Origin of the sequence: Dyella sp. (genome assembly GCF_035503745.1) — a bacterium.
GTDB lineage: Bacteria > Pseudomonadota > Gammaproteobacteria > Xanthomonadales > Rhodanobacteraceae > Dyella_B.
Map to the genome: position 1 here is coordinate 32,107 of NZ_DATJTC010000010.1, position 19,914 is coordinate 52,020.

General features: G+C 61.2%; 15 protein-coding genes. 4 read left to right on the forward strand and 11 right to left on the reverse strand.

Translation table 11 applies throughout. The features are described 5' to 3' along the window. Positions 1-6: 6 nt before the first annotated feature. From xylB to pilB, 8 genes are all read right to left on the reverse strand, one after another. On the reverse strand, positions 7-1,509 hold the full coding sequence (gene xylB, locus VME63_RS03695) for a xylulokinase (RefSeq protein ID WP_325430365.1): 1,503 nt from the start codon (positions 1,507-1,509) through the stop codon (positions 7-9). Between the two features lie 386 nt (positions 1,510-1,895). Further along, positions 1,896-2,630: a TVP38/TMEM64 family protein gene (locus VME63_RS03700; protein WP_325430367.1), complete on the reverse strand. Its 735-nt coding sequence runs from the start codon at positions 2,628-2,630 to the stop codon at positions 1,896-1,898. Next, positions 2,627-3,184 (reverse strand): nucleoside deaminase, encoded by a 558-nt coding sequence (locus VME63_RS03705; RefSeq protein WP_325430458.1) that lies wholly within the window; start codon positions 3,182-3,184, stop codon positions 2,627-2,629. The genes VME63_RS03700 and VME63_RS03705 overlap by 4 nt, the downstream gene beginning before the upstream one ends. Continuing rightward, positions 3,184-4,938, reverse strand: coding sequence for a glutamine--tRNA ligase/YqeY domain fusion protein (locus VME63_RS03710; protein ID WP_325430369.1), 1,755 nt, complete (start codon positions 4,936-4,938; stop codon positions 3,184-3,186). Before VME63_RS03710 ends, VME63_RS03705 begins: the two co-directional genes overlap by 1 nt. Positions 4,939-5,025: 87 nt before the next feature. Further along, a complete protein-coding gene (gene coaE, locus VME63_RS03715) occupies positions 5,026-5,634 on the reverse strand; it encodes a dephospho-CoA kinase (RefSeq protein WP_325430371.1) in 609 nt (202 codons plus the stop codon). An 8-nt stretch (positions 5,635-5,642) separates the two neighbouring features. Further along, entirely contained in the window at positions 5,643-6,500 is an 858-nt protein-coding gene (locus tag VME63_RS03720; protein WP_325430373.1) for an A24 family peptidase, read from the reverse strand. 76 nt (positions 6,501-6,576) lie between these two features. Further along, positions 6,577-7,845, reverse strand: coding sequence for a type II secretion system F family protein (locus tag VME63_RS03725; RefSeq protein WP_325430375.1), 1,269 nt, complete (start codon positions 7,843-7,845; stop codon positions 6,577-6,579). A 150-nt stretch (positions 7,846-7,995) separates the two neighbouring features. Continuing rightward, positions 7,996-9,720, reverse strand: coding sequence for a type IV-A pilus assembly ATPase PilB (gene pilB, locus VME63_RS03730; protein WP_325430378.1), 1,725 nt, complete (start codon positions 9,718-9,720; stop codon positions 7,996-7,998). A 236-nt stretch (positions 9,721-9,956) separates the two neighbouring features. Between pilB and VME63_RS03735 the strand changes: the two genes are divergently transcribed. The 4 genes from VME63_RS03735 to VME63_RS03750 all read left to right on the forward strand — a co-directional run bounded on the left by VME63_RS03735 (position 9,957) and on the right by VME63_RS03750 (position 14,393). After that, entirely contained in the window at positions 9,957-10,811 is an 855-nt protein-coding gene (locus tag VME63_RS03735; RefSeq protein WP_325430380.1) for a glycosyltransferase family 2 protein, read from the forward strand. An 82-nt stretch (positions 10,812-10,893) separates the two neighbouring features. Next, positions 10,894-12,042 carry a glycosyltransferase gene (locus VME63_RS03740; protein WP_325430382.1) on the forward strand — a complete coding sequence of 383 codons (1,149 nt, stop codon included), beginning with the start codon at positions 10,894-10,896 and terminating at the stop codon, positions 12,040-12,042. Between the two features lie 247 nt (positions 12,043-12,289). Continuing rightward, the gene (locus VME63_RS03745) at positions 12,290-13,375 is read left to right on the forward strand and encodes a glycosyltransferase family 1 protein (RefSeq protein ID WP_325430383.1); all 1,086 of its coding nucleotides are present in this window, start codon (positions 12,290-12,292) and stop codon (positions 13,373-13,375) included. Between the two features lie 4 nt (positions 13,376-13,379). Next, a complete protein-coding gene (locus VME63_RS03750; RefSeq protein WP_325430385.1) occupies positions 13,380-14,393 on the forward strand; it encodes a glycosyltransferase family 4 protein in 1,014 nt (337 codons plus the stop codon). Between the two features lie 34 nt (positions 14,394-14,427). Here the strand turns inward: VME63_RS03750 and VME63_RS03755 are convergent, their stop codons facing one another. The 3 genes from VME63_RS03755 to VME63_RS03765 form a co-directional block, all read right to left on the reverse strand. Then, positions 14,428-15,672: a lipopolysaccharide biosynthesis protein gene (locus VME63_RS03755; protein ID WP_325430387.1), complete on the reverse strand. Its 1,245-nt coding sequence runs from the start codon at positions 15,670-15,672 to the stop codon at positions 14,428-14,430. 66 nt (positions 15,673-15,738) lie between these two features. Then, the gene (locus VME63_RS03760; RefSeq protein ID WP_414648199.1) at positions 15,739-17,781 is read right to left on the reverse strand and encodes a hypothetical protein; all 2,043 of its coding nucleotides are present in this window, start codon (positions 17,779-17,781) and stop codon (positions 15,739-15,741) included. After that, positions 17,778-19,883, reverse strand: a complete 2,106-nt coding sequence (locus VME63_RS03765) for a tetratricopeptide repeat protein (protein ID WP_325430391.1) — start codon at positions 19,881-19,883, stop codon at positions 17,778-17,780. Before VME63_RS03765 ends, VME63_RS03760 begins: the two co-directional genes overlap by 4 nt. Positions 19,884-19,914: the final 31 nt, after the last annotated feature.

Sequence of the window (19,914 nt, forward strand, 5' to 3'; positions counted from 1 at the left end):
GGCACGTTAGGGCTGGCGATTCGCGTAAAACGACGTGCTGCTTTCCAGGTGACGCAGAAACTGCCGGTAGTGATCGCGGTAGGCCGCGACGTTGTGTGCATCCGGCTGGGCCGAAAGCGCCGGATCAATAAGGACATGCTCGCGTGCGAGCGCGGCAAGGTCCGTGGATTGACGGTTGGCGCTTTGATACGCCCACAGCGCCTGCAACGCGGCGCCGAAGGCGGCGCCTTCGGCCTGCACGGGCACTTGCACCGGCAACGCGAAAATATCGGCCACCATCTGCCGCCATGCGGCACTGTGGCTGCCGCCGCCGGTCAGGCGGATGGCGTTGCATTGCATGCCTGCTTTGGACCACGCGTCGTAACCGTTGCGCAGCGCGTAGGTGGCGCCTTCCATCGCCGCGCGATACGCATTGCCGCGCGTGAAGTTGGTCTGGTCCATGCCGTGCAGGCTGCCGCGTGCGAACGGAAGATCCGGCGTGCGCTCGCCATTGAGAAACGGCAGCATCACCAAGCCCGCCGCGCCGGGCGTGGTATCGGCCATCACGCCGTCGCCCTCGCGCGCGCTGAAGCCGAAGGCGCGCGCGACGGCTTCGGTGGCGACGGTGCAGTTCATCGTGCAGATCAGCGGCAGCCAGCCGCCGGTGGACGAGCAGAACGCCGCCCAGCCGGCATCATGGTCGATGACCGGACGATCAGCATACGCGAACAGCGTGCCGGAGGTGCCCAGACTCACGCTCAACATGCCCGGCACGACATTGCCGGTGCCGATGGCGGCCATCATGTTGTCGCCGCCACCGGCGCAGACGTGCGCATCCCGGGGCAGGCCAAGTTCGTCGGCGATGGCGGGCGCGATGCGAAAGCTCGCATTCGCTTGGACCAGCGGCGGCAGGCACGCGGCGAGATCGCGATCCGGATCGGTCGCGGCCAGCATCGCCGGCGACCAGCGCCGCGTGCGCACATCCAGCCAGCCGGTGCCCGAAGCATCGCCGTATTCCATCCAGCGCTCGCCCGTGAGCCAGAAATTCACGTAGTCGTGCGGCAGCATGATGCTGGCCAACTGTTTGTAGACGTCTGGCCGGTGCTTGCGCGTCCACGGCAGTTTCGACGCCGTGTAGCCGGTGAGAATCGGATTGCCGGCCAGTTCCACGCAACGTTGCGCGCCACCCGCGGCGGCCATGATCTGGTCGCATTCGCGCTGGGTGCTGGTGTCGCACCAGAGTTTGGCCGGAGCAAGCACCTTGCCGTTGGTGTCGACCGGCACAAAGCCGTGCTGCTGTCCGGATACACCGATGGCGACGATGCGCGCGCGCAAGGCGGCGTCCAGTTTCGCGAAGCAGGCGCGGATCGCGTCGATCCACCATTGTGCCTGCTGCTCGCGGCTGCCGTCGTCGCCGGCGAGCAGATCCAGCGCGTGACTGTGCGTGGCAAGCACCTGACGCGACGCCGCATCGTAAGCGACGAGCTTGACGCTCTGGGTGCCGACGTCGATTCCTGCCACAAGACTCATGGGTTATCCGCAGTAAAAATGTTAGCGCTACCACTAAACTATCGGAGATAAGTCGCGCTGGCAAGAATAGTCGCGCGCGATTTGCGTGGAAGCCGATAAAAAAATGCGCGCACGTGATGGGCGCATTCGCGCGTTTCCATGTCGCGATGCAAAAAAGAAGGCGCCGCGGGAGGAAAGGTTTGCGCGTGTTTGGCGCGGCGAAAAACGACGCGACGATTCCGATCAAGCGAGGCCGCAAGCAAGCTGCACAAGCCGCGCAGGTTGCGATGGCGGCCATTGGATCGGCGCCGGCAGGGGAAATTTTTAGCGCTGCATTGCGCTGTCAAAACTTGTCGCGGTGCACCAAGTCACGCGGGTGCACGGAGGCTTTGACATGTTTGCCGCGATCAATGCGAAGGCGGCTTCTTGGGCGAGGGCTCCGCCGCTGCATGCCGCAAGGTGCGGACCCGATCGAACAGCAACGGTACCAGCGACAGCAAGGCCAGCGCGGCAAGCGGCCCGATCACGCCGGGATCGAACAACAGGCCCGGACCGATCCGCTGCCCGTGGCTGAAAGCCTGGCCCAGGCCGGCGCCCACGGATGTTTCGAATACGAGCATGATCGTGCCGCCCAGCCAGGTCGCGCCGAGGAATAGCCATAGCGGGCAGCGCAACCAGGCCAGCGCGACGGTGATGAGTCCGAACGGTGCCACCGGCACCAGGCGCAGGAACAGCGTATAGCTCACCGGATGCCGCTCGAAGCCATGGTGAAGCTTCTCGGCAATGGCGGGGGGATGCTTGCTGCCGGCGCCGAAGGCATAGCGGCTGGCCAGGAACAGGATCAGCGAGCCCAGCGTCAAGCCGATCGAGGAATAGGTGGTGCCCTCCACGACGCCGAAGGCGAAGCCGCCGGCAAGAATCAGCACGATGGTCACCGGAATGCCGGTGCAGGTCGCCAGCGTCAGCAGGCCGATGTAAAGCAGGCGGCTAAGCCACGGGTCGGCGTTGATGTGCGCGCGGACTTCCTGCTGGTGCGCCACCAGTTGTTCCGGATGCCATTGGTCGAACACGCCGGAAAAGGCCAGCACAATGCCCGCGGCGATCAGCAGCAGCAGCGGCAAGGCGGCGCGCAGGCGGTTCAATAGCTGGCCCCGGTGGCGCCGTACGCGGCCAGCACGTTGCGTGCCTCTTCTCGCCGGATGTCGCGGCGTACGGCGATGCCGCGCCGTTCCAGTTCGCCGATCCAGTCGGCGGGCAGCGGACCTTCGTCGAATTCGGTGAGCGTTTCTACGTCTTCGGCTCGCGCGCCGATCAGCAGCGTATCGATGCCGGCCCATACGGTGGCGCCATAGCATTGGCAGCAGGGCTGCGCGCTGGTGGCCAGGGTGTAGTGGCCGCCCTGCTCGTTGAGGCGGTACCTGGCCAGCCGCTGCTGGGCGGCCATGTACGCGAGTATTTCGGCGTGGGCGACCGAGCAGCTCTGCGGCACCACGCGGTTGGCTGCCGCGGCGATCAACCGGCCGTACTCGTCGAACACCGCCGCGCCGAACGGGCCGCCGCTACCGTATTGGATGTTGCGCCGCGACAGCTCGATCGCCAGCCCCACGCGCTCCTCGTCGGAGAGATAGCGCTTTTGCGCATCGGCAACCTCTTCGATCCAGGGTGGCAAGGTGAGGTGGATCTGCAGCGGCAGCATCATGCCTGCTTGGTCCAGGTGTCGCGCAAGGTGACGGTGCGGTTGAACACCGGCGCCTGGGTACGATGATCGATGCGGTCGGCCACGAAGTAGCCCAGGCGCTCGAACTGGTAGCGCTGCTCCGGCGCGGCCTGCGCCGCGGACGGCTCCAGCCAGCCGCGCACGATGCGCTTGGCCTCAGGGTTGATGTGCTCGATCCAGGTCTTGCCGTCGCTTTCGTCGTCCGGCGTGGGCACGTTGAACAGGCGGTCGTACAGGCGGATTTCAGCCGCGATACCGTGGCGGGCGCTGACCCAGTGGATGGTGCCCTTTACCTTGCGGTCCGCGCCGGGCATGCCGGAGCGCGATTGCGGATCGAGCGTGCAATGCAGTTCCGTGACGTTGCCGGCGGCATCCTTGATGACGTGCTCGCACTTGACGATGCCCACCCCGCGCAGGCGCACCTCGCCCTCGGGCTTGAGGCGATGGAAACCTTTGGGCGGCACCTCGGCGAAATCCTCGCGCTCGATCCACACCTCGCGCGTGAACGGTACCTGGCGCATGCCGGCGCTTTCGTCCTTGGGATGATTGGGAAAAGTCAGCGTTTCCTCGTGGCTTTCGGCCAGGTTGGTGACGACCAGCTTGACCGGATCGATCACCGCCATGCGGCGCGGCGCGCTGGCATCGAGATCTTCGCGTACGCAGTTTTCGAAGATGACATAGTCGATGACGCTGTTCTGCTTGCTGACCCCCAAGCGCTCGATCAGCAGGCGGATGCCGCCCGGGGTAAAGCCGCGGCGGCGCAGGCCGCGCAGGGTGTTCATGCGCGGATCGTCCCAGCCGTCGACCAGGCCATCGTTCACCAGCTGCGCCAGTTTGCGCTTGCTGGTGATCATGTAGCTTAAGTTCAAGCGCGAAAACTCGATCTGGCGCGGTTTGGCCGGTTCCGTACGGAAACCCTTGTCGCGCATGTGCTGCCACAGCTCCGGATGATTGGGCAGATCCACGTTGTCCACGAACCAGTCGTAGAGCGGGCGGTGGTCTTCAAATTCCAGCGTGCACAGCGAGTGGGTGATGCCTTCCAGCGCGTCCGAGAGGCAGTGCGCGTAGTCGTACATCGGGTAGATCGGCCACGCATCGCCGGTGTTCTGGTGGGTGACCTTGCGGATGCGGTAGATCGCCGGATCGCGCAGGTTGATGTTGCCCGAGGCCATGTCGATCTTGGCGCGCAGGGTCTTGCTGCCGTCGGCGAACTCGCCCGCGCGCATGCGGGTGAACAGGTCCAGGTTCTCGGCCACGCTGCGTTCGCGGAAGGGTGAGTTGCGGCCCGGTTCGGTGAGGGTGCCGCGGTATTCGCGCAACTGCTCGGCAGTCAGGTCATCCACGTAGGCGTGTCCGTCCTCGATCAGCTTGATCGCGGCACGGTACAGCACCTCGAAATAGTCCGACGCGTGGCGCAGGTCATGCCAGTCGTAGCCGAGCCAGCGTACGTCATCCTTGATGCCCTCGACGAACTCCGGGTCTTCCTTGCCGGGGTTGGTGTCGTCCAGGCGCAGGTTGCACCAGCCGCCGAATTCGCGGGCGATGCCAAAGTCCAGGCAGATCGCCTTGGCGTGGCCGATGTGCAGGTAGCCGTTGGGCTCGGGCGGGAAACGGGTGCGGATAGCCGCATGCTTGCCCCGGGCCAGGTCTTCGCGAACGATCTGGCGGACGAAATCGCGCGGCGCGTCGGTCTCGGGGGTGTCGGCAGGCTTGGCGGCGGATTGGGTGGACATCAGATCAACATTCGCACGAGGGTGGCGGGAACCCCCAAGTTTAACCGGTCCAAGTCATTACGGAACCGCAGGCCCAAGCCGCCGATTTCAGCCCCTGGCGGCCGCCAATGCCAGGTAACGGCGGTGCAGGGCGGCCACCTGGGGGTCCAGCGCGGTGTCCGGGCCGCTGTTGTCGATCACGTCGTCGGCCAGCGCCAGGCGGGCCGCGCGCGTGGCCTGGCTGGCCAAGATGCGGCTGGCCAGCGTCTCGTCGACGCCGTCGCGCGCCATGAGGCGCTGGACCTGGATGGCCTCGGGTACGTCCACCACCACAATCCGGTCCACCCAGCGGTAGTGGCCGATGTTCTCGGCCAGCAGCGGAATGGCAAGGATGGCGTAGGGCCCTTCGTCCGCCTGCGCGTGCTCGAGCATCCACTGCCGGATGCGCGGATGCACGATCGCCTCCAGCGTTCGCCTCGCCGTGGGGTCGGCAAACACGCGCTGGCGCATGGCGGGGCGGTCGAGTTGACCCTGGGCGTTCAGGACGTCTTCGCCGAAGGCGGCGACGATCGCCGCCAAGCCCTGGCTGCCCGGCTCCACCACGACGCGCGCGGCGTGATCGGCGTCGTACACATTCACGCCCTGCGTCCTGAAGCAGCGCTCCACCACACTTTTGCCGGAAGCAATGCCGCCCGTAAGGGCCACGGTGAAAGGCATGCGCTGGGTTACCTTAGTCCGGTCACGCTCATGTAAGCGTGCCACAGCGGTTCACCGGCGATGAACCATACCCACCCGGCCATGGCGATGAACGGGCCAAACGGCATCGGTACGTCGCGGCCGTGCTTGCGCAGCGCGATCATCGTGCCACCGACCAGCGCGCCGATCAGCGAAGAAAGCAGGATGATCGGCAGCAGCGCTAGCGGCCCCATCCAGGCGCCGAGCGCGGCGAGCAGCTTGAAATCGCCAAAGCCCATGCCTTCCTTGCCCGTCAGCAGCTTGAATGCCCAATACACGCTCCACAGGCTCAGATAGCCGATCGCACCGCCCAGGATGGAAAGCTTCGGCTCGACAAAAACATGATCCAGGCTAAGCAGCAGGCCGACCCACAGCAGCGGCAGCGTTATCTGATCCGGCAGCAACTGGGTACGAAGGTCGATGCCCGACAAAGCGACCAGCGCCCAGGTGAGGAGCAGCCCCGCCAGGGCGGTTCCGTTGGGACCGAATTTCCAGACCACGACGGCGCTGAGCACGCCCGTCATCAGCTCCACCAGCGGATATTGGATGGATATCGGCGCCTTGCAATGGCGGCAGCGGCCCTTGAGCAACAGCCAGCTGAAAAGGGGGATGTTGTCGTAAGCGGCCAGCGGATGCTTGCAATGCGGGCAGTGCGAGGATTCGCGCACAATCCCCGGCGGCAACGATTCGGGTGCGGCATCCAGGCCCAGTACATCACGGGCCTCCCGGCGCCAGAGCGCTTCCAGCCGCGCCGGCAGGCGAAGTATCACGACGTTGAGGAAGCTGCCGACCAGCAGGCCAAGCACGCCTGCGACAACTATCCACCCTGTCAACGGCAAATCGGGCATGCCCGGATCCTGGTCATGAAAAACGCGCCACATTATTGCCGCAGGACGGCAACCATGTGGCGCGCTTGGTAATGGATTAGAACGTGCCGGCGAGTTTGAAGATCGGCAGGTACAGAGCGATTACGATGCCGCCCACCAGGGTACCCAGGATCACCATCATCAGTGGCTCGAGCAACGAGGCGAGCGAGTCAACGGCGTTGCTGACCTCTTCCTCATAGAACTCCGCGCATTTGAACAACATATGGTCCAGTGCGCCCGATTCTTCGCCGATGGCTACCATCTGGGTCACCATGTTGGGGAACAGCCCGGTCTGGCGCATGGCCAGCTGCAGCTGATGGCCGACCGCGACGTCGTCGCGCATCTGGTGCACGGCTTCGGCATAAACGATGCTGCCGGTAGCGCCTGCCACCGCGTCCATGGCCTCCACAAGGGGAACGCCTGCACGGAAGGTGACGCCGAGCGTACGGGCGAAACGCGCTACGGCCGATTGCCGGAGGATGTTGCCCATGACCGGCAGCTTGAGCGTCAAGCGGTCAAGAAAATGGGCGAATTTCACCGACCGCTTCTTGGCCATGATGAGCGCCACGATGCTGCCGGCAATCACCACTAGGAGCATAAACCAGTATTGCTGCATGAACTGCGACATGTTCACCAGCATTTGGGTCGGGGCGGGTAGCTCGGCGCCGGCGTCCTTGAAGGTCTTGGCAAAGACCGGCACCACAAACAGCAGCATGATCATGATCACGGCCACGGCGACCACCATCACCATGATGGGGTAGAAGAGCGCTTTCTTGATCTTGCCTTTGATGCTTTCGGTCTTTTCCTTGTAGGTGGCGACCGTATCCAGAATCGTATCCAGAACGCCCGCCGATTCGCCCGCGCGAACCAGGTTGCGATAAAGCTCGTCGAACTGGACCGGGTATTGGCCCAGCGCCTCATGCAGCGTGGAGCCACCCTCGATGCTTTGCTTGACGTCGACCAGCATGGTCTTGAAACGGGGGTTTTTCTGCCCGTCGGAGATGATGTCGAACGCCTGCACCATCGGCACGCCCGATGCCATCATCGTGGCGATCTGGCGGCTGAAGATAGCCACGTCCCGCGGCTTGACCGTGGAACCCGAGCCGCCAAACATCGGCTTGTTGCGCTCGCGCACCGTCTGCGGGTTCATGCCCTGGCGGCGCAACTCGGCCTTCACCAGCGAAGCATTCTTCGCAGGCATCGAACCCTTCATGCGCTTGCCGCGTTTATCCAGCGCCACCCACTCATAGGTGGGCATCTGGCTGACCTGCGCGCGTTGAGCGCCCTGCTGTCGGGTGTTCTTGGTGGCAGCGGTAACCGTGGCCATGCGTCTGTTCCCCCAAAATGATCCGGTCCGGCGCCGTCGCGGGTGCTAAAGGCGGGACAACGTCAAGCTTACGTTACTTTCAGTCGCCATTTTCGTGGTCTCCGACGCAAGTCCAGCACGAGAATGGTTCCAGGGCAGCCTGAGCCTGGGTTAGTCCTTGGTGACGCGGTCGATTTCCGCCAGGCTAGTCACCCCGGACTTCACCTTCAGCAGCGCCGACGCGCGCAAGTCGTTGATACCGATGGAACGCGCCACTTCGGCAATCTGCAGCGCGTTGCCGCCTTGAAGCACGATTTTTTGGATGTCCTCGACCATGGGCATGACCTGGTAGATGCCTACGCGGCCCTTGTAACCTTCGTTGCAGTCGGGGCAACCGGCCGCTTCGTAGAGGGTCATGCCCTCGTCGATGTCCTGCTGGGTGAATCCGGCGCTGAGCAGGGTCTGCGCCGGCAAAGTCATCGGCTTCTTGCAGCTGTGCAGGCGGCGGGCCAGGCGCTGGGCAATGATGAGGGTCACCGAGGAGGTGATGTTGTAAGGCGCAATACCCATGTTCATGAGACGCGCAACCGTTTGCGGCGCGTCGTTCGTGTGCAGGGTGGAAAGCACCATGTGGCCGGTTTGCGCCGCTTTGATGGCAATTTCAGCCGTTTCCAGGTCGCGAATTTCGCCCACCATGATCACGTCAGGGTCCTGGCGCAGGAAGGAGCGCAAGGCCGCGGCGAAGGTCATGCCGCGCTTGACGTTCTGCTGGACCTGGTTGATGCCCTCGACGCGAATTTCCACCGGATCCTCGACCGTGGAGATGTTGCGTTCGGCCGTGTTGAGAATATTGAGGGCGGTATACAGGGACACCGTCTTGCCCGAGCCGGTAGGGCCGGTGACCAGCACCATGCCGTAAGGCTTGTGAATCGCGTCGATGTAAAGCTGCTTCTGGACTTCCTCATAGCCGAGCTTGTCGATGCCCAGCTTGGCCGACGAGCTGTCGAGGATACGCAGCACGATCTTCTCGCCGAACAGGGTCGGCAGCGTACTGACGCGGAAGTCCATCGCGTGGCTTTTGGACAGGTTGAGCTTGATACGGCCGTCCTGCGGTATGCGCCGCTCGGCAATGTCCAGGCCGGCCATGACCTTTAGGCGCGAAGAAATGCGATTGGCCAGTTTCATGGGCGGGCTGGCCACCGCCCTGAGCATGCCGTCCATGCGCAGACGAACGCGATATTGCGTTTCAAAGGGTTCGAAATGGATGTCCGAGGCGCCACGGCGGATGGCGTCGACCAGCACTTTATTAACAAATTTAACGACCGGCGCATCGTCGGCACCCACATCGACGCCCGTGCCGGCGGATTCTCCATCCTCGTCGACGGTCTCAAGCGCCAGTTCCTCCAGTTCGCCACCACCCAGATCGGGAGCCACCTGGTTGATGGTGCTGATGGCGCTGTCGATGGCCCGGACTAGCTGGGCCCGCTCCACCAGAATGGGCTCCACCATGCAATTGGAGTGAAATTTGATTTCGTCCAGGGCATGCAGTTGCATGGGGTCGGCGATGCCGACAAACAGCCGTTTGCCGCGCTTGAGCAGGGGCAGGGCCTGGTGTTTGCTGATCAGTTCCTGGCTGATGAGGCTGAGCGGCATGCTCGCCGGTGCCAATGCGCTGACGTCCATCATCGGCATGCCGAATTCAGCCGAGGCGATCTGGGCCAGGCGCGCGTTGTCGACCAGGCCCTGGTCCAGCAGCCAGGCCGTGAGCGTCTTCTTCTGCTGGCCCGAGTCGGCAACCGCCTTGCGGGCGTCGGCCTCGGGTAGCAACCCTTCGGAAACCAGACGACGGGCCATGCCCGACAAACCTTGGGTGGTGGGTTGCGGCTGCGATGACATACGAAATTTGCCTAAGGCCCCTGATTGGCTTCGAATTTAGCGCACATTGGGATCGTAGGCTATCCGCCTGCTGGGCCCCCAGTCGGGGGGTGGCGGCGGAGTCAAGGAAGGGCAGGCAAGCGGAGGCCGAGAATCAGTCCACGATTCCCCGCCGAGGTGTTAGTTGTTACCGTGGCGTCATAGGTGAAGCGACCATGACGCGCTATGATCATGCGTCAATTGGGGAAGCCAACTGCTTGAATAAGCTCAGCATCATCTTACCGGCCAAGAATGAAGCGCCTGCATTGGCCACGCTATTGCCGCGCCTTAGATCGGCGCAGCCGGAAGCGGAAATCGTCGTCGTGGATGATGGTTCGACCGACGACACGCGCGCGTTATGTCTTAAGCATGGGGTCCAGTGCCTCAGCTCGCCGTATTCGATGGGCAATGGCGCGGCCATCAAACGTGGGGCACGGGTGGCCACGGGCGACATCCTGATTTTCATGGATGGCGATGGCCAGCACGACCCTGCCGACATCGAGCGGCTGGTCGAAAAGCTGGGCCAGGGCTATGACATGGCGGTGGGCGCCCGCGACTGGGGCAGCCAGGCCGGCGTGGGGCGGGGACTGGCCAATACGCTCTACAACTGGCTGGCTTCGCGCATGACCGGGCACGTGGTGGCCGATCTCACTTCGGGCTTCCGCGCCGTGCGCGCGGAGCGATTTCGCGAGTTTCTATACCTGCTGCCGAACGGCTTTTCGTACCCGACCACCAGCACCATGGCATTTTTCCGTAGTGCCTATCCGGTGGCGTACGTGGATATCAAGGCGGCCCAGCGCATCGGCAAAAGCCACATCAAGCCACTGCGTGATGGTTTGCGCTTCCTGTTGATCATCTTCAAGATCGCCACGCTCTATTCGCCGCTTAAGCTATTCGTGCCGGCGAGCGTGATTTTCTTCTTGTTGGGGTGTGCCAATTATGCCTGGACGTTCGTACGAGAGGGCAGGCTTACCAACATGAGCACCCTCATGTGGAGTGCGGCGGTCATCGTGTTTCTTATTGGGCTGGTGTCGGAGCAGATTACTGCGCTGACCTACCGACGTGATGCCTGAAGCGTCCCGCCCCAACCGGCCGACGCTCCTAGTGCTCGCTTCGACTTATCCGCGTTGGCACGGCGATCCGGAGCCGGGATTCGTGCACGAGCTTGCCAGACGCCTGACCGGGAGCTTCCACGTGATTGCCCTGGTGCCTGGTGCGCCCGGCGCCGCTGCGCGCGAAATGCTCGATGGCGTGGAAGTGATTCGCTATCGCTATGCGCCTCGCCGCTTGGAGACGCTCGTAAACGATGGCGGCATCATCGCCAACTTGCGCCGCCATCGCTGGAAGACGCTGCTGCTTCCCACTTTCGTGCTGGCCCAGGCATGGCACGCCTGGCGCCTGGTTCGCAGGCGTCGGATTGACGTGATGCATGCGCACTGGTTGCTCCCACAGGGGTTGGTTGCGACCTTCGTAAGCGGTTTGTCGCGCGGGTTCCCGCCGTTTCTGGTTACTTCCCATGGCGCCGATTTGTTTGCGTTGCAGGGAAGGGCGCTTAATGCCTTCAAGCGATTTGTGGTCAGCAAGGCGGCGGCGGTCACGGTCGTCAGCGAACCCATGCGCGGCGAGTTAAAGGTCATCGGCGCAGATGCGAACAAAGTCAGCGTGCAGCCGATGGGTGTGGATCTATCGGAACTCTTCACGCCCGACCCGGTGGTGCAGCGCTCGCGCGATGAAATTCTGTTTGTCGGACGGCTTGTGGAGAAAAAGGGGCTTCGCCATCTGATCGATGCCATGCCGGCCATTCTGCAGGCGCATCCTACGGCCTATCTGACGATTGTGGGTTTTGGTCCGGAGCAAGAAGCCTTGGTTGAACAAGTCCGGCGGCTGGATCTTCTCACCAAAGTCCGCTTCCTGGGTGCTGTGCCACAGCCGGAGTTGCCAGCCTTGTATCGGCGTGCCGCGGTATTTGTTGCACCGTTCGTAAAGGCTATTTCGGGAGACCAAGAGGGTCTGGGGCTGGTCTCGGTCGAAGCTGCCGGTTGTGGCTGTCCCGTCGTGTTAGGTGACTTGCCGGCGGTGCGCAGCGTCTTTGGACCGATGAATGCCCGCCTGGTGGCGCCGGGTTCGGTTGCGGACATAGAAAAAGCCGTCAGTGCCGTGCTGACCGATCCTTCGACCCCAGTTGTGGCGGCTGGGGTCAGGGCGTCGTTATGCGCGCGGTTTGACTGGAAATCGGTCAGCGAGCGATACGCGCGTATATTCCAAGGGCTCGCTGGCAATAAAGCGGCGGCAAGGGTTGAATGAGCCTGACACGCATGCTGCCGTTCTCGGACCGAACCTGGTCGCTGCGGTGTCTGAGATCGGCACCGTGGCGGTTGGCATCACGCACTATTTCGGCACGTATCCGCAGCCGCATTACCAGGAGCTTGAATACCCGAGGGTCGCGCCATTTCATCGTATATGCGCATATCTTTGATAGGGCGAATCGGATGGCCCATGAAATGGATATCACGCTGGATTATCGAATCTGACGAGGCACTCCCAGAAGCTTATGAGGATAGGTATCGACGCCAGTCGTTTGCGTGGCGGGATGAGCGGCATAGGTCGTTACATCTACAACTTGCTTGCGCCACTCGATGCCGAGCTTCCCGCGGCGAAGTTTTTCCTTTATACGCGATCCGGCTTCAAATTGAGTTTGCCTTCCGAGCGTTGGGTATTGCGGTGCGATGCGCACCCCGTTTGGAGCAGGCTGCCAACCGTATTTTGGACGCGTTTCAGAATGGGGGCATTGGCGCGCAAGGATGAGCTCGACGTTTTTTGGGCCGCCAACACCTTGCTTCCCTTGGGTATCGGAGTCGTGCCGTGCGTGGCTACTATTTATGACTTGAATCATCTTCTTGCGCCCGAGACCATGGCGCCGCTGACGCGCTTCGCCTACCGGGCTTGGTTTGCGCAGGCCGTACATTCGGCAAATTATCGAGTCGCTATTTCACACGGGACATCTTCGAGGCTTCAGTCGACATTTGGACGCCCGGCCGATGGCGTGGCATTGCCTGCCATCCCGTTTCGCGGTGCTTTGCCGACGAAGGAGGAGGCGGAGCGGACGCTCCAAAGGCTTGATGTGAGCAAACCCTACATTTTGACCGTGGGTACGCAGGAGCCGCGCAAGAACCTTGGTGCAGTCGTCCATGCGCTGGCGAGTCAAAAAGAGCAAGGGCATCTCGCTCGCCATCAGCTGGTCGTGGCCGGCGCTGCGGGGTGGGGGGGCAAATCGCGCAAAGATGCTCAACTGATGCAATCGGCGTGGATAAAGCCGATGGGTTATGTCGAGGATCGCACACTTGTAGCGCTATACATGCTGGCCGATGCCTTCGTCTTCCCCTCCGTATATGAGGGCTACGGCATACCTGTAAGCGAGGCGCTTGCCTATGGCTGTCCAGTCGTTGCGACGGATATGCCAGAGCTAAAAGAAGCCGGGGGTCCCGGTGCGGTTTACGTTGAACCTACCCCGCTCGGGATAGGTCAGGGACTGGACGCCGTGTTGACAATGCCACGGCCCAGTCCGAGGTCTCCCACTCATGACTGGTCGACAGCGGCGATGGTCATGGCCGAAGCGTTCCGTAGGGCGGCAAACTAAACTCATGGGCTCGAACATGCGCATATGGTTTCCTACGGTGCGTGCCGGTAGCGGTAGCGACGTTTACGTAGAGAGGCTTGTTTCTGGTTTGCGCGAACATGGCATAGATGCCTGTTTGCAATGGTTTGACCATCGTTTTGAGTTGTATCCGTGGGCGTTGCGACGCATTAATCCACCTGCGGGTACGGATCTTGTCCATGCGAACAGCTGGAACGGATTTGTATTTCATCATCATGGTTTGCCATTGGTCATCACGGCGTTCCATTGCGTTTACCGCAATGGCTTCCCATCTTGGAAAACAAGGCTTCAGTCGATCTATCACAATAACTGGATCGGTCATTTTGAGCGGCTGTCATTCGCCCATGCCGCAGCAGTGGTGGCGATGACGCCATCGGCGGCGGCAGATTTTTCCCACCGATTTACCTTGCCTGGGCTTCGGCTGATTCATGGCTGGGTCGATACAGACCTGTTCAAGCCAGGAGAAACGTACCGCGCGCATGACGCTACGACACGCATCCTTATCGTGGGTAACAGCTCAAAGCGCAAGGGCATGGATCTGCTTCCCCAACTGCGCGCGCAACTGGGCGAGCAGTTTTCGATAACCGTTATAGGCGGGCTGCGGGCCGAGCAGCGCAAGATGCACTTGGGCGTGACCTTCAAGACCGGCTTGTCGCTAGCACAGCTGGTAGCCGAGTACCATGCGGCGGACATGCTGGTCAGTTTGAGTCGTTATGAGGGGTTCGGCTATACCGCGCTTGAAGCGATGGCGTGTGCGAAACCCGTGGTGGCGTTCGATGTGACCGGGATTCGCGACATCGTAATCCCCGGCGTTACTGGTTTTCTCGCGGAACAGGAAGATACTTTGGATATGGTGAGATTGTGCGAGCGCATCGGAAGCAACAGGGAGCTTGGCCTTCAATTGGGTCGGGCCGGACGGGAAGCGGCGCTCCAGCGCTTCAATCAGGAATCGGCGCTGCAAAGCTACATCAACATGTATAGCCGGCTTTGCAATTCCTAGGAGCAGGGTTTTGATCTCTTTTCCGCATACCGGCTTATGGCGAAGCTATAGGATGCTGCCGAACCTTTGCCAGAATGATGCTGCCGAAAATCGCCATGCCCCACTCGGAGCATGCCAGGGTGAGTGCCATGCCCGCTAAACCATATCGGGGTGCCAACATCGTTGCTGCGATAAACAGTATCGCCAGTCCTGCAAGCTCAAATGTGGCCCGAAGCCACGGGTGCTGCAGGGACATGAGTGTAGTTCCCAACGCGATACGCAAGCTCATTCCTGGGGCCGCTACGCATAGCCAGCGAACGGCACGCTGCATGCCCGCGAAGTTGGAGCCAAACAACCAGGTAAAGACGGGTGCCGTCAGCCAGAGCGCGGCCCCAAGCAATAGGCCATAGCCGAGTGCTGCCGCAAGCACCTGTAGCAGAAATCGCTGCGTTTGCCGACCACTTACCTGACTGTCCCGGAACAACCTTGGCATCACCGACAGCATCATCGCGATCACCGGCACAGTGAGGGAGCCAACCACGCGGGCCGCGGCGGAATAGACGCTTGCTGTGACGGGAAGCAACAGGCGTGGTGCAAGCGTCTTGTCCAGTTCGGTGGGGCCGGCAGCCGTTATGTTGAGCACCGCATAACCAGCCGAATGCTTCAGTTCAGACGTGGTCGGCATGCGCCATCTTGAAATCGGCGGCCACGCGTCATGCAGGCTGAATGTCGCGATGGTCAGTGCCAATATCGCGGTGGCCAGGTAGCCATAGGCGTAAGTTGTTACGGGCGAGTGTGCATGCAAGAGGAGCACGCCGAGTACTACCGCCAGGCGCAACACGAGAGGAAGGCTAAGAAGTGCCTGCGAAAGCGGAATGCGGCCATGGCCTTGATGCTCTGCGCTGGGGATGGTCAATAGCGGAAGGATTAGCAACTCCGCTATGCCGATGGCGCACCTAGCACCGATGTCGAGGTTGTATCTGCCCAGAACAATAGGGCTTATAAGCGTGTATACGGCAAATAAAATGCTGCCGCACAGGAGTGTCGTGGTGACGGCGAATGGCAGAATGTCTGAACGCTTGGCGGGATTTTGAGAGATGGTCGCCAGCAGTACGATGTGAGTGCCAAGTGTCGACAATGTGCCAAGCATCACCGCGAGCGCGGTGATGCCGGCAAAAGGGCCGTAGTCATTAGGGCCAAGCAGTCGGGTAACCAGTAACAGTATCCCGGCCTGTACGAGGAGGCGTAAGCCCAATACGACGCTGGTGTGGAACGTATTTCGGGCGATGGGGTTTTTCATTCTGGAATCAACGCCATACAGTGGGCGCTAGTACTCCGTGCGTGAAATGCGACGTGAGCTCCCATTTCATTCGGAAGCATGTTTCAGCTCACTGATCTCGGAGGTCAAGCTACCCCCGATATTTAGTTTTTCGAGAGCGCCGATGGCCTGGTCCACCTGTACCCTTTGGCCCAGCGCGATATACATGCGCGCCTCGGTGATGCGATAGGCGGCGGTGGTGGGTGAGGCTGCAACGGCCGATTCGATCATACGTAGGCCGAGGGTGTGATCTCCAAGCACGTTCCAAGCATAGTCGCTATACATCGCGAGCAGGCGCGCGCTCGGATTGGGATGAGAAAGCGCTGCGAGATAGGCCATTGTCATTGGTTGCTTAGGCAGATCGCATTCATGGCGCGTTGCGCATTGCGTCAGAGCTCCCAGCGAACTTTCGTCCTGCACGCCTGGTTTGTGTGACTTCAGTTTGACAATCATGCTGTTCCACCATTGGGCTTTCAGTGGCCTATGCATGCGCGCATTCAGAAAGATAAGCGCTTGTTCGGGCAGGATCGATGAGCCGGGAAGTGCGGCGGCACGCTCAAGCGGAGCGTAAGCCAGTTGTACGAAGGGAGATAGCGGATCGTATTGCGAATAAATGATGTAAGTGCGCCCCAATTCGTATTGGGCGCGAGGCGATTCATGTGCTCTTGCAGCAAGTGCCTGGGCCAGACGCAGTGGATTGCCCCATGCCATGGCGGTGAATAACGTTTCGCCGGACCAGAGCAACAGTAGGCTAGCCAGCAGGGCGCGACGCGGCAACGCAAACGGCGCTGACCCTGAAGAAAGGGCTGTGAGCCACGGCACTATCGCTAGCATCAAGCCAAAGCTGGCGAAATAGTTACGGTGCTCATAAATTAATTCGAGCGGCAAAATAGTCGCTGTAAGCAGCTGGCAGCCAAGAAACAGGGCAATGCCTAGCGAGACCAGCGGACGGCGCCTGCGAAGCCAGAGTATCAACGCTATTAGTACAACCAGTCCAACGATGCTGGTGAAGGTTGTCCAGGGCGTGAACAGTCCCGTCGAGATGTGGAAATCGTCGTGGTAGAAGGAAAGCATCTGCGGCTCAGGCAGCAGCGTCCAGACGATGTAGGCGATGACGATACGGGTTTCGCTCAGCAGTCGTGTGCCGAGGGTGAAGTCGCGGGTGGCCCAGTTGGCAGGGGGGAGCACGTGCGGAAGCAACCATGCCAGGCCCGCGATCATCGGAAGCACCAGTACCACCGCAAACAGGACGCTTAATCGGTGATCGGTTCCGTGGGTTCGCATCCTGAAATGGAACAGCGACCATTCAATCAGGATCGCATACAGAGGGAGCATCACCGCCGTTTCCTTGGCCGTCGCGCCTAGCGCGGTGGGTAGCGTGATGCTGATCGCGCACAGCATGAATCCTTTCCAGCCCTCCCTATTTTCTCGTGAAAGTGATTCGGGTGGCTTTCTCGAACCCAAGGCAAGCAGCCCCAGCATGCGATAGCGGCCGGCAACGTAGCCGATCAACCCTAGAAGTACGAACAGATTCGCCATGCTCTCCATACGCTGCACGACATAGAGCACGGCAGTGAGGTTGATCGGCAATAACATCCACGCTGCGGCGATCAGTGCGGCCGTAAGGCCGGTTTGTCTTGCGTCTTTATCCGAGGCCGCGTCCTCGCGTTTTCGAAAATCCCCGCTTGTCGATGTACTGTTTCTTTGCTGCTCGTGCACGGCCCACAACAGACGGCGCGCCAGCAAAAAAACCAGCAGTCCGTTCAGTAAATGGATGACAACATTTGTTAGCTTCATCCAATACGGATCGAGGCCGGTCGCAAGATAGTTCACGGCAAAACTCAGCGACGCGAGCGGTCGCTTGAATTCGCTGGCGGGTGAGGAAATCACCGCATTGACCAGTGACGGCAGGTCCGCATGGTTGGGCTGCACAGCTTCGTTTTCGACAATATTGGGGTAGTCGTCGAAAAGCCATGTGCCCGACAAGCCTGGCCAATATACGGCGCAGGTGAATGCGAGTGCGATGCATAGCCCGCACCAACCGATCCACGTGCGCGACAAGGGCGACTTCCTTAGGTTTGCGAATATCATTTTTTGCTGGGGGCCTGCGCGGTGGCGTCGCCGCTTAGTGTAGCGCTCAGATGCGCCAGTTCTTTAGGCCAATACAGCTGCTTTTCCAATACCCACGCATGCAGGCGTGGCATGCCGAAAGCTGCGGGTTTGGCCAGATGTTTGACCATTTCGTAATGATCAAGATGTGCGAGTCCTTGTCGCGGGAATCCCATGGAACCCAGCAGTGCTGCTTGCGCTAGCGCAGTGGAGACGCGCGGCTGTAGATCCAGTGCCTGGTTGAAATCTGCGAGCGCGGCGTTGGGGTCTCCCCGCAACAATGCCAGGTGGCCCTGCAAGTAAAGGAGATCCTGTGAACGCCCCGTATCTGCTGCCAGATAGGCATTGGATTGCGCAGCATCAAGCAGTTCGGCGACCGTTTGCAAGGTAACCTGCGGACATGGCGGTCGTGCGACTTGTGCCATCAGCCCATCAAACCAATGGACCAATACGTTGCCCGTATCGCGACTGATGCGTAAGGCGGTACGGGAGGCGATGATGGTGCTCGAGTCGACTTGGCCCGTCTGGCACTCCGCGCTGAAAAGGTTCAAGGCCAGCTGTACTTGATCCGGCTCCTTCGTCAGTAGTCGCCGCAAACGTACGACGGCGAGCTCAGGGTGTCCGGCGATCCTCTCCGCGGCGGCAGCGTTGGCTTGCGCGCGAGGGGAGTCGGGGTTGAGCGCAGCCCACAGCAGTGCCTGGTCGTGGGTGTCGCCCCACAGCTGGGCGTTCATGTGGGTCATCAGGCCCAAGCCCAGCAGCACGACGATGGCGAGCATCAACTTGGCCTTGTGCCACTCCTTTCGCGAACGGTTTTCGGGCGTTGAAGTCGACGCGTGCAATGGAGCGGATGGTGCATTGTCTGGGCTCCAGGGGCGGACTTGTACGCTTCTATCAGCGCTCAGGGCGACTGGGCCTACGTTGCACAGCCACAACGCCAATGGCCAGAACATCAGCATGGCGGGTAAGTAATTGCGATGTTCGAAATACAGCTCCAGCGGAACGGTGCTGGACTCGATCGACTGCCCGACGAAATAGAACAACAGCGCCGCCGCCAATGCGGGCCGCCGGTAGCGGCATTTCCAGGCGACGAAGATCAATCCAACCACCCCCAGCAGCGCCGGTACTGTCGTCGGTGGCGACCACAGGGAGGTGGACACTTGGATATGGTCGTTGAAGAGTCCTGGCGTGAACGGTTGGGGAAACCAAAGCAAATCCAGGTAATCCAGCAGGACGCGCGGCTCGGTAAGCATGCGCTGGCCCAGCGTCCATGGGCGCGCCGATGAGATGCCGTGGACGAGACCGTTCCATCCTTCGTGAAACAAATAGCAAGCCACTGCCAGTGTGGGCACCCATGCCAGCAGAAACATGGTTTTGTTATAGAAGCTGCTTTGCTTGCGCGTATGCTCGTTCAATGCGGTGCGCAGCAAGACGTATTCGATCACCAGCGCCAATGCCGGAAGCAGGATGCCATTGGCTTTGCTCAGCATGGCGAGTGCTGTGCAGATGCCCAATCCAGTTCCGATCCAGACGATACCGGCAACGGTCCGCCCGCATTGCAATTCGGCTCGGCCATGGAGCCATGACAACAGGCCGAGCAGCGTAAAGGTTGCGGGCAGCATGGCTTCGCGCTGCACGATGTACAGAGTGGTGGAGACGAACAACGGATGCATCAGCCAAAAGCCAGCGCCAAACAGCGCGGCCATGTCCGTGCGGCGCCGATCGACGTCCGGAAAAAGCAGGCGGCCAAGTTTCTGTAGCAACCAGAACAGCAGCGCGCCGTTGAGCACGCCCAGCATCACATTGGTCCGCTTGAATGGAAACGGGTTGGCGGGCCAGCTGTGCGCATCAAGCAGAAAGGTAAGCAGCGTCAATGGACGCCCGGTCGGGTCGGCCGTTCCGGAGGTGATATAGCGCCAGAACGCGGGCCAGTTATCGATCGGTCCGGTGTCCCCTAGGCTGGGCAAGTTGGCGAAATCGTCGAACAGAAACCCGCCCCGGAGTCCCGGCCAATAAATGGCAAAAGCCAGCGCAAGCAGTGCTGGCAGCAAGTACAGTGGCCTCAGGGTGTAGCGGTTTTGCATCACGGCCTTCCGAAAAAAGAAGGGCCGCGCG

Excerpts from the sequence above, each read along its gene's own strand:
- xylB (WP_325430365.1), bottom strand. The coding sequence starts at position 1,509 with ATGAGTCTTGTGGCAGGAATCGACGTCGGCACCCAGAGCGTCAAGCTC.
- VME63_RS03705 (WP_325430458.1), bottom strand. The coding sequence starts at position 3,184 with ATGCTGCCGCTGCAGATCCACCTCACCTTGCCACCCTGGATCGAAGAG.
- VME63_RS03710 (WP_325430369.1), bottom strand. The coding sequence starts at position 4,938 with ATGTCCACCCAATCCGCCGCCAAGCCTGCCGACACCCCCGAGACCGAC.
- coaE (WP_325430371.1), bottom strand. The coding sequence starts at position 5,634 with ATGCCTTTCACCGTGGCCCTTACGGGCGGCATTGCTTCCGGCAAAAGT.
- VME63_RS03720 (WP_325430373.1), bottom strand. The coding sequence starts at position 6,500 with ATGCCCGATTTGCCGTTGACAGGGTGGATAGTTGTCGCAGGCGTGCTT.
- VME63_RS03725 (WP_325430375.1), bottom strand. The coding sequence starts at position 7,845 with ATGGCCACGGTTACCGCTGCCACCAAGAACACCCGACAGCAGGGCGCT.
- pilB (WP_325430378.1), bottom strand. The coding sequence starts at position 9,720 with ATGTCATCGCAGCCGCAACCCACCACCCAAGGTTTGTCGGGCATGGCC.
- VME63_RS03745 (WP_325430383.1), top strand. The coding sequence starts at position 12,290 with ATGAGGATAGGTATCGACGCCAGTCGTTTGCGTGGCGGGATGAGCGGC.
- VME63_RS03750 (WP_325430385.1), top strand. The coding sequence starts at position 13,380 with ATGGGCTCGAACATGCGCATATGGTTTCCTACGGTGCGTGCCGGTAGC.
- VME63_RS03755 (WP_325430387.1), bottom strand. The coding sequence starts at position 15,672 with ATGAAAAACCCCATCGCCCGAAATACGTTCCACACCAGCGTCGTATTG.
- VME63_RS03760 (WP_414648199.1), bottom strand. The coding sequence starts at position 17,781 with ATGATATTCGCAAACCTAAGGAAGTCGCCCTTGTCGCGCACGTGGATC.
- VME63_RS03765 (WP_325430391.1), bottom strand. The coding sequence starts at position 19,883 with ATGCAAAACCGCTACACCCTGAGGCCACTGTACTTGCTGCCAGCACTG.